11 protein-coding genes are annotated in these 12,335 nt (G+C 65.6%); 6 read left to right on the top strand and 5 right to left on the bottom strand.

From position 1 onward, the window contains the following. The first annotated feature begins 74 nt into the window (after positions 1-74). Positions 75-1,127: a hypothetical protein gene (locus tag ACQR1F_RS12775; protein WP_434913140.1), complete on the top strand. Its 1,053-nt coding sequence runs from the start codon at positions 75-77 to the stop codon at positions 1,125-1,127. Between the two features lie 159 nt (positions 1,128-1,286). Here the strand turns inward: ACQR1F_RS12775 and ACQR1F_RS12770 are convergent, their stop codons facing one another. Continuing rightward, positions 1,287-1,919, bottom strand: coding sequence for a hypothetical protein (locus tag ACQR1F_RS12770; protein ID WP_316177776.1), 633 nt, complete (start codon positions 1,917-1,919; stop codon positions 1,287-1,289). Between the two features lie 424 nt (positions 1,920-2,343). Between ACQR1F_RS12770 and ACQR1F_RS12765 the strand changes: the two genes are divergently transcribed. After that, a complete protein-coding gene (locus tag ACQR1F_RS12765; protein ID WP_316177778.1) occupies positions 2,344-2,754 on the top strand; it encodes an SRPBCC family protein in 411 nt (136 codons plus the stop codon). A gap of 897 nt (positions 2,755-3,651) precedes the next feature. Here ACQR1F_RS12765 and ACQR1F_RS12760 read toward each other — a convergent pair. Both ACQR1F_RS12760 and ACQR1F_RS12755 read right to left on the bottom strand, forming a co-directional pair. Further along, positions 3,652-5,001 carry a malonyl-CoA decarboxylase gene (locus ACQR1F_RS12760; protein WP_434839224.1) on the bottom strand — a complete coding sequence of 450 codons (1,350 nt, stop codon included), beginning with the start codon at positions 4,999-5,001 and terminating at the stop codon, positions 3,652-3,654. A gap of 126 nt (positions 5,002-5,127) precedes the next feature. Next, positions 5,128-5,934 (bottom strand): AraC family transcriptional regulator, encoded by an 807-nt coding sequence (locus ACQR1F_RS12755; RefSeq protein ID WP_434913139.1) that lies wholly within the window; start codon positions 5,932-5,934, stop codon positions 5,128-5,130. A 62-nt stretch (positions 5,935-5,996) separates the two neighbouring features. Here ACQR1F_RS12755 and ACQR1F_RS12750 point away from each other — a divergent pair, with 62 nt between their 5' ends. The 4 genes from ACQR1F_RS12750 (at position 5,997) to ACQR1F_RS12735 (ending at position 9,618) form a co-directional block, all read left to right on the top strand. Continuing rightward, a complete protein-coding gene (locus ACQR1F_RS12750; RefSeq protein ID WP_434882004.1) occupies positions 5,997-7,190 on the top strand; it encodes an MFS transporter in 1,194 nt (397 codons plus the stop codon). Between the two features lie 161 nt (positions 7,191-7,351). Beyond that, positions 7,352-8,257: a hypothetical protein gene (locus ACQR1F_RS12745; RefSeq protein WP_434913138.1), complete on the top strand. Its 906-nt coding sequence runs from the start codon at positions 7,352-7,354 to the stop codon at positions 8,255-8,257. Positions 8,258-8,421: 164 nt separating this feature from the next. Further along, positions 8,422-8,655 (top strand): hypothetical protein, encoded by a 234-nt coding sequence (locus tag ACQR1F_RS12740; RefSeq protein ID WP_315805809.1) that lies wholly within the window; start codon positions 8,422-8,424, stop codon positions 8,653-8,655. A gap of 165 nt (positions 8,656-8,820) precedes the next feature. Beyond that, entirely contained in the window at positions 8,821-9,618 is a 798-nt protein-coding gene (locus ACQR1F_RS12735; protein ID WP_316177785.1) for a transporter substrate-binding domain-containing protein, read from the top strand. Positions 9,619-9,696: 78 nt separating this feature from the next. Here ACQR1F_RS12735 and ACQR1F_RS12730 read toward each other — a convergent pair whose 3' ends face one another. Together ACQR1F_RS12730 and ACQR1F_RS12725 are read right to left on the bottom strand one after the other, a co-directional pair. Next, positions 9,697-10,491 carry an extracellular solute-binding protein gene (locus tag ACQR1F_RS12730; protein ID WP_315805787.1) on the bottom strand — a complete coding sequence of 265 codons (795 nt, stop codon included), beginning with the start codon at positions 10,489-10,491 and terminating at the stop codon, positions 9,697-9,699. A 158-nt stretch (positions 10,492-10,649) separates the two neighbouring features. Continuing rightward, positions 10,650-12,137, bottom strand: coding sequence for a flavin-containing monooxygenase (locus ACQR1F_RS12725; protein WP_316239253.1), 1,488 nt, complete (start codon positions 12,135-12,137; stop codon positions 10,650-10,652). Positions 12,138-12,335: the final 198 nt, after the last annotated feature.

The raw sequence follows: 12,335 nt of genomic DNA, 5'->3' as shown, positions 1-12,335 counted from the left end.
TATCGCGACGCGCAACGCAATAGCGTTCGCGCGAACGCCACGGGCATGTCCGGCGCGCCCATGAGGTGACGACCATGTCCTATTCCGACCACGACCTCCGTGCCGCCGAAACTGCCGGCGCGATCGGTCCCGACGAGCTGCAGCGCCTGCTCGCCTTCCTGCACCAGCGCGTCGCAACGGCAGCCCCCCGCGCCAAGTTCGATGCCGCGCATCTGCTCTGGTACGCCGGCGCGCTGATCGTGATCGGCGCCATGGGCCTGTTCTCGACGGTGGCGTTCTCGCAGATGGGCGGCCGCGCCCTGACCGCCTGCGCGCTCGCCTACGCCGCAGCCTTCGGCTTTGCCGGTGACCACCTGTGGCGCCGCGACCTGCGCGTTCCCGGCGGCCTGCTGATCGCTATCGCCGTGTCGATGGCGCCGCTCGCCGTCTACGGCGTGCAGGAGGAGTTCGGCTGGTGGAGCCGGTTCGGCAAGCCCGGCACGGTTCAGGACTTCTACGTCTGGATCAAGGGCAGCTGGCTGTTCATGGAGCTCGCCACCCTCGCGGCCGGCGCGATCGCGCTACGCTTCTATCGCGTGCCCTTCATCGTCGCGATCATCTCGGTCGCGCTGTGGTTCATGTCGATGGACCTCACGCCCTGGATCTTCAACGTCAGCCACATCGACTGGGAGATGCGCCGCATCGTCTCGATCTGGTTCGGCCTCGGCATTCTCAGCGTCGCCTGGATCGTCGACTACAACAGTCACAGCCGCGACTTCGGCTTCTGGCTGCACCTGTTCGGCCTGATGGCCTTCTGGGGCGGCATCAGCGCCACCGAAGGCGCGACCGAGCTCGGCAAGGCGGTCTACTGCCTGATGAATGTCGGCCTGCTCGCCGTCGCGGTCATCATCGTCTGCCGCGTCTACGCCGTGTTCGGCGCCATCGGCATCACGATGTATCTCGGCCATCTCGCCGACGTCGTCTTCAAGAACTCGCTGCTGTTCCCGTTCGCGCTGTCGCTGATCGGGGTTGCGGTGGTGGCAGTGGGGCTGGCGTATCACAGGAAGCAGAAGGTGATTGCGGCGTGGCTCACGGCCAATCTGCCGGCAGCGGTGCTGCGGCTGCGGCCGCAGCAAGCCGCGGCCTAAAGCCTGCGCTACGGCCCTTCTTTGCGACGCCCGCCTTCGGCGCGCTCCTCAGGACGAGGTCCGTATCCGCTGAGACGGCTTCGTTCCTCATGGTGAGGAGCGCCGCTCGCGGCGCGTCTCGAACCATGAGCCCCGAGCGGTTGGCGCCTGGGCGCGACGCTACGATCCGAGCGGTGCGATGCCATGGATTTTCAGCATCGCATCGACATATTGCGGGTAGCTGACAGAGAGATCGGCGCTGACAGGGCGCTCCCGGTTGGCAGCGACGTATTGACGAAGGGTATCGAGCTGGCCGAGCTTGATGAGGAAGATCGGCACATACATCACGAAGGCAGGTGATGCCCTTCGTTCAGCCACGGCTTCGCGCCACAAGGACTCTATGTTGGTGTGCGCCTGAATGTATGGGTACCCGCAGGTCCGGATGCAGTGAACGATGTCGTCCGCAACGGTTGGCTCCAACGCTTTGCCGCGATAAGTCCAAGAAATCCTAGCCCGATTGTCAGCGTCCTGTTCGGCAAGTTGCTGCAAGTTGATCATGATCAGTGGCGGTCCATTCTTGCCGTATCGCCATGGAGCACCCGACATCTTCAGCGCTTCGCTGCTGGCCTTCAGGAACTCGTCGTTGAACACGCCGACAACCGGGCCCAGGCTGTAACGTCCGGAGTCCACACCGATCCATCCTCGCCACGCGTTGGTCCATGGCTTCACATAGATCCCGCGGGAAGGCTGCCGAAAGCCATCTTCCGAGAGCAATTCGGATATGCGTTTCGAAATCTCCGCTGAGGTGCTCATGAATATCTCTCGGTGTCGGAATGTCCTCGGAGTTCCGGTGTCTGCTTCTCCCGGAGCAAGAATTTTGCCGCTGTCACGCCCGCCCAAATTCCAAGGAGGCCGCCCAGACCTATGCCAACCACGACACCCAACAGCGCCAGCATGCTCCAGTCGCTGTGAATGCCCCTAGGCGCGAAACTGAGAGCAAAGAAGCCGGCTGCCAAGGCCGTGTAGCCGAGACCGACCGCTCCAAGCGCGCCGCCAATCAGCGCGGTGGCGGCAACGAATGACGCTCGTATCGCTTTTCCCATCGCAAGCCTGCGGCATCCCTGGAGGCAAGATTTGTTCTACGGTCTGTCGGCATCTGCCAGTCTGTATCGTCCTTCGAGCACAAACTCCTGCACGTCTGCAGCGAGCCGTCAAATCGAACCAAGGAGCAATGGTCATGCGGATCACCGTCGAAACCACCGTCGCAGCCCCGATCGATCAGGTCTGGCGCGCCTATACGACGCCGGCCGATATCGTGAAGTGGAACGCTGCCTCGGACGACTGGCATACGACCAAGGCCACGATCGATCTGCGGGAGGGCGGAGATTTCTCCTCTCGCATGGAGGCCAAGGACGGCAGCATGGGCTTCGACTTCGCCGGGACCTACACGAAGATCGTCGAGCACAAGCTGATCGCCTACGCCTTCGGCGACCGGAAAGCGGACGTCCATTTCGAGACCGGTCCGAACGGCGTTCTCGTTCGCGTTGTCTTCGATCCTGAAACGACGCACCCGGTCGAGATGCAACAGCAAGGCTGGCAGGCCATTCTCGACAATTTCAAACGGCACGTGGAGGCGAAGGCGTCCTGAGCGTGCCGGGCGCACTGCGTCCCGATGGGGGGCGTCGTGAACGGCCTGAATCTTCTCCCTTGACAAATTCCGAAAATCAGCAATATTGCTGATATCCTGCCTCATCGCAGAGGGGCGTACGCGTCGTCACGAACGTCGGGGCAGGGATGCGGTGGCTGTGAGGATGTCGGCAGACGACCGGCGTCCTTGCGGACGGAGAAGTCGTGTGGTCCTGGCCTCTCGACGCTGAGGTCAAGTCTGCGTTGTTGCTTGACGGCACGCGCGGGCGATGGGGGCAAGAAAGCCCGATCCCCAGGGAGAGCACGAAGGACACCGTGAAAACCATCGCGCAGGGAAGGCCGGAATGCACCGGTCGTACCTGTGGTTCCTGCCCCGTGCACTATTTCACGCACGGGGGCCATGGGTTGCGGCCAGCACCCGGTCTTCCCTGCGCCCTCTGTTTTGATCGGAGGGACATGCTTCGCAGCAACTTGGGCGCCATGCGCCGCGAGGATGTTGGCGCACGTCCCCAAGCTGTTTGAGATGTGAAAGCGGTTTTCCCACAGCGTCGTCCCGGCGAACGCCGGGACCCATACGCCGCGGCGGATGTTGGGCGCGAGCATGACGAGCCTGCCTCAAACGGCTGCCGGTGGTTATGGGTCCCGGCGTTCGCCGGGACGACAGCGGTGTTTGAGGCGTGAGCACGCCATCTCACCACGCGTCATTGCGAGCGCAGCGACGTGTCCGCCGAAGCCCGGCGGGCGTAGGCGGAAGCAATCCAGGGCGACGCGCGAGACTCTGGATTGCTTCGGCGCAAGGGCGCCTCGCAATGACGGAGTTTGGAGTGGGCGGCGTGCCTCGAGCCAATGGGCTTCAAGACGCCAACAGCGGACGCGATCGAACGCGTCCGTGCAATCCCTACGACGACAGCCGCATGTCCAGCAGCCGCCGGCCTTCGCCGCGCAGCAGCTTCTTCACCGCGCTGGAGGCGACGACCTCGCCGTCATTGGCGTAGGCCTCGTGGTTCTTCTCGATGTCCTCGAGGCGGTACAGGTAGTTCACCATCACGGTCGCGGATTCGCGCTGGCCCTTGGAGGAGAGGTCGCCGAGCCAGTTGATGCGCTCGAGTCTGGCGCCATTGCCGAGGTGGAAGCGGGCGACGGGATCGATCACCTTGCCCTTCGACGTGCGCGCTTTGAGGAAGTAGTGCGCGGCGAGCGGCTCGATCACCGGGCGCAGCTCGGCGGTCATCTCGGCATCCTCGACCCAGCGCGGCTCGTTCAGCAGCTTGAGCACGTTGCGATCCTCTTCGGTCGCATCGGGGGTCGACTTCAGCCAGTTCATGAAGCCGGGCACCGGCGACAGCGTGACGAAGGTGTCGAGCTTCGGCAGCTCGCGGCGGAGCTCCTCGACCACCTGCTTGATCAGGAAGTTGCCGAACGAGATGCCGCCGAGGCCACGCTGGGTGTTGGAGATCGAATAGAACACGGCGGTACGGGCGCGGTCGGCGGGCACCGGCGGACGGTCGACCGCGAGCAGCGGCGCGATGGCGCCGGGGATGGTCTCGGTCAGCGCGATCTCGACGAAGATCAAGGGCGCGTCGGGCATCGCCGGATGGAAGAAGGCGTAGCAGCGGCGATCGACCGGATCGATGCGGCGGCGCAGATCGTCCCAGTCGTGGATCTCGTGCACCGCCTCGTAGCGGATGATCTGCTCCAGAATGTTCGCCGGCGTCGACCAGTCGATCTTACGCAGCACGAGAAACCCCCTGTTGAACCATGAGCTCAAGAGATGCACGACGTCGCGATCGAGTGCGGCGAGTTCCGGATTGCCCTTGATGAGATCCAGGAGATCGGTGCGCATCGCGACCAACTCGGGCGTGCCGCCCGGCGCGCGGTTGAGCCGGCGGATCAATTCCTGCCGGCGCGGCTCGGAGGCGAAATGCAGCGCGCTCGCGCCTTCGTCCGACGGTGCCGCGCGCCAATCATCGATCGCCTTGGCGAGCCTGGCCTTGTCGGGCCCGAAATCATGCACCAGCGCGGTGAAGAACGCCTTGCGGCCCTCGGGGTCGAGATCGTGATAGCCGTCGAGCACGTCGCGGGCCATCGCCGTGCCCGAGGCCTCGCCGGCGCCGGACACCAGCGCCTCGCAAAGCTCGGCCAGGCTTTTCGCATCATGCTTGTCGGTAGGGGCGCCGCCGCCGCGCAGCAGCGTCCGGCCTCGCTCGGAAATTGTGGTGATCAGGTCGGTGAAAAAGGCATTGGCCATCTGATGTCGGTCGAATCCCGGAGCGTGATGAGGGCGATGTTACATGGATTTATGGCAAAGCTGGCGACATTCAAACATAACAAATCGTCAACGCCGCCGTCGCGGCGTGCATATGCGGCCGGCGTGTCATGCACCTGTCTGCTCCGCGAATTCGGTCGGAGTGCGGCCGGTGACCTGCCTGAAGGCATGCGAAAACGCCGGCACGCTGGCATAGCCGAGATCGGCGGCGAGCTGCTTGATGGAGAGCTGACGGTCGGTGGACAGCCGCTCGATCGCGGCGGCGATCCGGGCGCGCTGGCACCACGCCTTGAAGCTCAGCCGCGTCTCCGCCGCGAACAGCCGCGACAGAGTGCGGGCCGAGCTGCCGACCTTGCCCGCCAGGGTCGCCAGATCCTCCTCACTCGCGGGAGAGGCGAGGACGAGCTGGGCGGCGCGGCGTGCGCGCGGATCCTGCGGCAGGGGGATGAAGGTCGAGGAATCCTCGGCGCGGCGCAATTCGAGCAGCGCGAGCCGCACCAGCAGCGCGGTGCGCGCACGGTCGCCGTCGGCGGCGAACAGCGCCAGGATCGCCTGGTGCAGCAGCGGCGAGACCTGCACCACGAACTCGCGGTCGAGCGGAACGCCGCGCGATTCCCGCTTGAGCCAGTCCTGCTCGAAATACAGCGTGCGCATCTGGCTGTCGGCCAGCATGTCGATGGCATGGCCGTGACGCGCCGGAACCCAGACGGCGCGGTCCGGCGGCACCAGCCAGCGTCCGCGCGGCGTCGTCACCTGCATGGTGCCGCGCGAGGCGTAGATCAACTGGGATTCGCGGTGCATGTGCGGATCGAGCCGGGCGCCCTTGTGATAGAGGCGCGCGATCAGATGGACGCCGGGCTCGGTCGTCACCCGGTCGGCGCCGAGCGGCTTCAATGGCGTGTCCACGATGGTCATTGGCGGCTTCTCGTTGGTCGCGTCGACTATAACCGATCCGTCAGGAATCGAGGACAGCTCCCATGAACAGCCCCCGCCGCGTCATCGGCTTCGTCAACGCGGCCCATTTCATCGACCATTATGCGATGCTGATCTTCGCAGCCGCGGTGATCATCATGGGTCCCGCGCTCGGCATGGCCTATGCGGACCTGCTGCCCTATGCGACGCCCGGCTTCATCGCCTTCGGCGCCGGCTCGCTGCTGACCGGCTGGCTCGGCGACCGCTGGAGCCGGCGGCACATGATGCTGATCTTCTACATCGGCATCGGGCTGTCGATGATCTCGGTCGGCCTGGTGCAGACGCCGTGGCAGCTCGGCGCGGCGCTGCTCGCGATCGGCCTGTTCGCCTCGATCTATCATCCGGTGGGAACCGCGATGCTGGTGTCCTATGCCGACCGGCTCGGCCGCGACATGGGGCTGAACGGCGTGTTCGGCAATCTCGGCGTCGCCTCGTCGGCGCTGGTGACCGGCGTGGTCGGGCAATATCTCGGCTGGCGCTTCGCCTTCATCGTGCCCGGCGTGATCACGGTCGGCATCGGCGTGGTGTTCGCGCTGGCGGTCGCGCATGAGGACCGCCGCGGATCGAAGCAGGCGGCGGCGCAGGCCCGGGTCGCGCGTGATCAGATGTGGCGCGTGGTGCTGGCGCTGCTGCTGGTGGTGATCGCGATCTCGACGACGTTCAACGCGATCACCGTGGCGCTGCCAAAGCTGTTCGCGGAGCGGCTGGCGGGGCTGACGCAGAGCCCGGCGCTGCTCGGTGTGATCGCGGCCGGCGTCTACGTGTTCGGCGCCATGACGCAGTATACGATCGGGCGGCTGCTCGACCGCCACGCGCTGAAGACGATCGCGCTGCCGCTCTCGCTGGTGCTGGCGCCGCTGCTGTATCTCGCCGCCGATGCGCGCGACTGGGCGCTGATCGTGGCCTCGATCGGCATCGTCATGGGCGCGTTCGGGCAGGTTACGGTGAACGACGCCATGGTCGGCAAGTACACCGCCGAGGAGTGGCGCTCGCGCGCCTATGCGGTGCGCTATTTCATCGGCTTCACCGCGGCCGGCGCCTCCGTCGGCCTGGTTGCCTGGCTATATGAGCGCGGCGGCTTCGTCACCATGCTGCAGGCCTTCGCCGCGCTCTGCCTGGTCGCGGTCCTCGCCGCGCTGATCCTGCCGCCGGAGCTTCCGGCGGCGCAGCCGGCGCTGCGGGAGGCGCCGGCGGAGTGAATATGCGATCCACCCAAATTTTCCCAATTGCCAGGCCTGCGCCGCCGGCGCAGCCTGGGCCGATATGCGCGTGCTGATACTGACGAGACCCGATTGGCCACCCTGCGGGTGACTGCGGTGGCGACAAGAGATTGAAGCACGACACCATTGAGGATCCGCCGATGATCAATTGCTTCAAGAGACTGCTGGTGCTCGGGATGGCCGCAGCGGCCGGCCTCGCAGCAACGCAGGCGCTGGCGCAGAGCGATGCGCAGCGCAACGCGATCAAGTCGGCATGCCGGTCGGACTACATGTCGAAATGCACCAGCGTGCCGCCCGGCGGTACGGCGGCGTTCCAATGCCTGCAGAAGAACATCGCGGGCCTGTCCTCAGCTTGCCAGACGGCGGTCAAGGCGCTCGAGCCCGCGGCAGAGGCAAGGCCTCCGGCAGACGCCAAGCCTGTCGTGGAGGCCAAGCCGGCTTCGGCGCCGCCGGCCGCGAGCGCGCCGGTCGCCGCCGAGGCGAGCAAGCCTTCCGCCGAACCTCCAAAGGCTGCGGCGCAGCCGGCCGCGTCCGTCCCGGCCGCGCCTGCCCAGTTGGCCACGGCTGCGGCCAAGCCGGCTGCGGCGGCGCCTGCGGGCAAGCCGAGCGAGGCCCAGGTGGCCGCGATCCGAACTGCCTGCGGCGCTGATTACCGCAAGGTCTGCAGCAGCGTGCCGCCGGGCGGCGCGGCGGCACTGCAGTGCCTGGAGCAGAACAAGGTGAGAGTGTCCGGCCCCTGCGCTCAGGCGATGGCGTCTTCGAGCGGCGGCGTCACGCCGAGCGGGGCATCGACGGCGACCGCGGCTGTTGCCCGGCCCGCGGCGACAACCGCCGCTGCACCGGCGGCGCCCGCGCTGGTGTTGCGACCGCTGCGGCCGCTCGAGGAGTTGCGCATCGTGAGGGCCGCCTGCGGCGCGGACGCGCGGGCGTTGTGCAGCGGCATCGAGCCGGGCGGCGGCCGGATCGCGCAGTGCCTCGCGGCCAATGCCGGTGCGCTGACACCTGGCTGCAAGGGCATGCTCGCGCAGTTTGCGGCCAATCGCTGATGCAGGGCGGCTGTCGCCGTTCACGGTTACCACCGCAGCGCATGCGGGGATGCACAGGAGAGCGAATCCACCCAAATTGTCCCAATTGTCGGGTGGGGACGTCCCAGGCAAGGTCGCAACAGGGTGGATATTTGACCAATCAGATCATGATCAGGAGTTTGAAGATGAGCGCCATTCTTTCACGTGCCATTATTTCCACGCTGTGCGGATTGTTCATCCTGGCGGTAATGCCGTTCGTGTCGATGTCGGATGCCAACGCCGTGGTCTGCGCACGCGGCGTCGTGCGAGCCGGCTGCGCCGGTGCGGCGGGCGCCGTGGTGGTTCGCAAGCCGCCGGTGGCGGCTGCGGCGTGCCGCACGGTGATCGTCAATGGCGTCGCGGTTCGGCGCTGCGTTTAAGCGACGCTTAATTGGTTTTCGGTATCGAGTTATTTGAAACCGTAATTGCGACGCGCAAGTTTTGCGCGTCGCATGCTGCTTTGCGCAAGCGAGGTAAGCTGTATTTAACGGTGCTCCCGGCAAGGTGCGGCTCGTATCCAACTTGCAATTCGATGGGAGAGGGCCATGGCGTTTTGGCGCTGGCTGCGTGACGCAGCCCTGGCAGCTGCGGTAGTCACGTTTGCCGGCAACGCCGCCGGCGCAGCCGGCTTGAAGGAAGAAATCGCGCCGACCGGCAAGCTTCGCGTCGCCATCGCCGTCGGCGCCGCCGGCGGGGCGTTCTGGTGCGTCAAGTCGGACAGCGGCTATTCAGGCGTTCCGGTCGAACTGGGCAAGGCCATGGCCGCGCAGGTCGGTGTGCCCGTCGAATTCGTCGAGCATCCGAATTCCAATGCGATCACCGAAGATGCTGCGCGGGGCATCTGGGATGTGGCCTTCATGCCGAAGGACGCGGAGCGCGAAACCAAGGTCTCGTTCGGTCCGGTCTACGATTCGGTCGAGACCACCTTCATCGTCCGCGCCGGTCTCGACGTCGCCAACATCGCGGCGCTGGACCAGGCCGGCACCGAGGTTGCGGCCATCAACGATACGACCGTGATGCGCGGTGCCAAGGCCTTCCTGAAGAAGGCGACCGTCACCGGCTTCAAATCCTATGAGGAAGTCTATGCGCTGCTGAGTGCCGGCGAGATCGACGCGCTGGCCTTGGCCCGCGATCAACTGAATCTCATCGCCAAGCAGATTCCCGGCACCAAGGTGCTCGCCGAGACCTTCAAGAAGACGGACACGGCGGTCGCGGTGCCGCTGAAGCATCCGCAGTCCTTGGCCTTCGTCACCAAGTTCATGACGGAGTCCAAGGCGAACGGTCTGCTCAAGAAGGCCTACGGCGCCAACAATCTGAGCGAGTCGACGCTGCTCACCCAGTAAGCGCACCGACGCTGCCTGCCGGACTCTCCCACGCCACGGGCGGGGGAGAGCCATCGTCTCAGCCTGCCTCCTTCGGTATCAGTTCGGCGCCCGCCTCACGATCGGATCGAGGCCGCTTTCCGCGATGACGTGACGCGCATCCGGTGATTGCAGGAACTTGATGAGCGCCTTGCCGGCCTCCGGCTCCTTGGCGGCCGTGGCGATGCCGGCGGAGAACACGGTGATCTTCTGCAGTCCGGCCGGCAGCGGCCCGACGATGTCGATGCCCTTCACCGGCTTGAGCTCGCTGATCTGCTGAAAGCCGATCTCCGCTTCGCCCTGGGCCACGATCTCGCCGACGGGAGTGGCCGGAATCATCCGCGCCTTGCCTTTCATCTCGTCCTTGATGCCAAGCCTGTCGAACATCTCGGTGGAGACATAGACGCCGCTGGCGCTGTCCGAATAGGCGATGGTCTTGGCGGCGATCAGCATGCGTTTCACGGCTTCCGCGTTCGAAATATCGGGATGCGGCGTCCCCGACTTGACGGCGACGCCGATCGGCGAGTTGGCGAGGTCCGCACGGCTATCCGGCGTCACCTTGCCCTTGGTGGTGAGATCGCTGAGCGCGTAGCCCACCATGATGAGGACATCGGCAGGTTCGCCACGCTCGAGGCGAACCGGAATCGCATTCGTGGTTGTTCCCATCGACGGGCCGTACGCAATCGCGACCTTGTGACCCGAGCGCCGCTCGAACTCCGGCACCAGGGATTTGAATGCAGCGGTCATGCCGCCGGAGATCATGACGTGAACTTCTGCGGCTTGGGCCGCGGTGGTCAGGAGGAACGCGGCCGAAGCGGCGAGACCGATGGTGCGGAGATGGGTCGAGAGGATCATGGCAGGCTCCGAGACGAACGGCTGGAGGCCGGGGGCGCTTTGGATAGCCCGACTGTGCCGGGAAGGCCAGCGCCCCGCGGGGCCGGCCATCCCTCCGCAATGCGTCTCGCTCGCGGCGTCACTGTGTCTGCAGCGCGGCGAGACTGTTCGCCGCCACCTCAGCCGGCCTGATAGGCCGGCGCGGATGCGAGAAAGTCGTTATACGCGTCCGCATCGGGCGGCGTGAACATCTCCGCCAATGGATTGCGCCGTCGGCGCCGAGCGCCGATGTCGGCAAGCAGTTCGTCGAAATGCTTGAAGTGATAGGGCGCGACGCAAAGTCCGCCATACACGCCCGCGGCAGGGCGCTCGATCCGCTTGAAATGCAGCATCATCTCGATGTTGTCGCGCATCTCGCGCTCGCTCGGTTGATGCGCCAGCTGTTTGTCGGCGTAGCGCACCAGCCAGTTGGCGGCCATGTCCGCACAGAGCACGGTGCAGAAGCTCGAATTGAAGCCGACGAATCCCATGTCGGGAAGATCGGGATTGGCGATCAGCCGATAGAGCCGGTACTGCCCGTCCGGATCGACCAGTCTGGCGCGGTCGGCATCCGACAGGAATGGGACTCCGAGCTTGTAGCCGATGGCGAGGATCGCGACGTCGGCCGGAATCCGTTCACCGCCGCTGGTCACGATGGTGTTCGGCTCGTAGTGGTCGAAGGTGCCGTAGACCGCCTTGATCCGGCCGTCTGCGACCATCGGGAAGAAGTCGGGCGTGGCGATCGGGACGGAGCAGTTCACGCCGTCCTCGATCCTGCCCTTCGGCACCATGTTGCATTTGGCGAGCTTCAACTGCGTCTTGAGCACGCTCTCCAGGCCGCGCCAATTGGCCCAGACGAGCGGCTTGGCCAGCAGATGGGCAACGCGCGCGAGCGGGCCGATGCCCCAGCTTGCAAACATCTGCTCCTGGGCACGGATATAGAGGATGCGCTTGAAGTTGATCAGACCGCCGACGAAGTAGGGAATGCGCCACACCGCTTCGCGAAGCACGATCGTGACCGAGCGCGCGCCGGCGCGTACGGCGTTGACTGCGATGTCGGTTGCCGATTTCGAGCCGCCGAGGACCACCACGTCGCGCCCCTTCGTGAGCGCGGCATTGTTGTATTTCGAGGAATGCAGGATCAAGCCGCCGGCGGCCGCGAACTGATCTTCGCCGCCAAGCGACAACGTCTGCGGCTCGTTGAACTGACCGGTGCAGACGGCGACGAAATCGAAATCCTCCCGGCTCGTTCGGTCTCCGGTTTTGAGGTCGAGGCTCCATCCAGGCTTGCCGTCACTGCGGCGCTGCATCGCAAGCACGGTCGTGTTCAACCGCATCAGGCGGACGAGGTCGTGGGATTTCGCGTAGTCGGCAAGATACGCATAGACCTGCGGCCCCTTCGGCCATTCGGGGTAGTGATCCGGCATCGCCTTGTCGGTGTAGCGATAGAGCTCCTTGGGGCTCTGCGTCTGCACGTCGGGATAGGACCGCGCGGGCTCCCAGACGCCACCGAGATCGGCGCTCCGCTCGACGATGGTGACGTCGTGCCCGCGGGCGGTGAATGCTTTGGCTGCAGCCAGGCCGGAGACGCCGGCGCCGATCACACAGACATTCTTTCGGCTGATCATGGGACCTCCTTGTTGTCGAGCGCGCAGCCGCGTTCGGGCGGCATTCGCCCGCCGCGCTGCAGAAGCCCGCGAGAGTTCGATGGTGACGAAGGTCGCTCGGCGCGACCGAGACGTGCGATGCCGACGGATGGGTCGGCATCGAAATCAGGGCGAGAAGGATCTCGCCGGTCGCATCTCGTCCGAGCGCAGCGGCTGCTC

This window comes from Bradyrhizobium sp. HKCCYLS3013, assembly GCF_051167615.1.
GTDB lineage: Bacteria > Pseudomonadota > Alphaproteobacteria > Rhizobiales > Xanthobacteraceae > Bradyrhizobium.
The sequence above is the reverse complement of the archived record's forward strand: the minus strand, read 5'-3'. Positions and strand labels throughout refer to the sequence as shown.

What these genes read in the sequence shown, in the direction of transcription:
- ACQR1F_RS12750 (WP_434882004.1), top strand. Translation starts at nt 5,997, where the DNA reads ATGAACAGCCCCCGCCGCGTCATCGGCTTCGTCAACGCGGCCCATTTC.
- ACQR1F_RS12745 (WP_434913138.1), top strand. Translation starts at nt 7,352, where the DNA reads ATGATCAATTGCTTCAAGAGACTGCTGGTGCTCGGGATGGCCGCAGCG.
- ACQR1F_RS12730 (WP_315805787.1), bottom strand. Translation starts at nt 10,491, where the DNA reads ATGATCCTCTCGACCCATCTCCGCACCATCGGTCTCGCCGCTTCGGCC.
- ACQR1F_RS12765 (WP_316177778.1), top strand. Translation starts at nt 2,344, where the DNA reads ATGCGGATCACCGTCGAAACCACCGTCGCAGCCCCGATCGATCAGGTC.
- ACQR1F_RS12735 (WP_316177785.1), top strand. Translation starts at nt 8,821, where the DNA reads ATGGCGTTTTGGCGCTGGCTGCGTGACGCAGCCCTGGCAGCTGCGGTA.
- ACQR1F_RS12755 (WP_434913139.1), bottom strand. Translation starts at nt 5,934, where the DNA reads ATGACCATCGTGGACACGCCATTGAAGCCGCTCGGCGCCGACCGGGTG.
- ACQR1F_RS12770 (WP_316177776.1), bottom strand. Translation starts at nt 1,919, where the DNA reads ATGAGCACCTCAGCGGAGATTTCGAAACGCATATCCGAATTGCTCTCG.
- ACQR1F_RS12740 (WP_315805809.1), top strand. Translation starts at nt 8,422, where the DNA reads ATGAGCGCCATTCTTTCACGTGCCATTATTTCCACGCTGTGCGGATTG.
- ACQR1F_RS12760 (WP_434839224.1), bottom strand. Translation starts at nt 5,001, where the DNA reads ATGGCCAATGCCTTTTTCACCGACCTGATCACCACAATTTCCGAGCGA.
- ACQR1F_RS12775 (WP_434913140.1), top strand. Translation starts at nt 75, where the DNA reads ATGTCCTATTCCGACCACGACCTCCGTGCCGCCGAAACTGCCGGCGCG.
- ACQR1F_RS12725 (WP_316239253.1), bottom strand. Translation starts at nt 12,137, where the DNA reads ATGATCAGCCGAAAGAATGTCTGTGTGATCGGCGCCGGCGTCTCCGGC.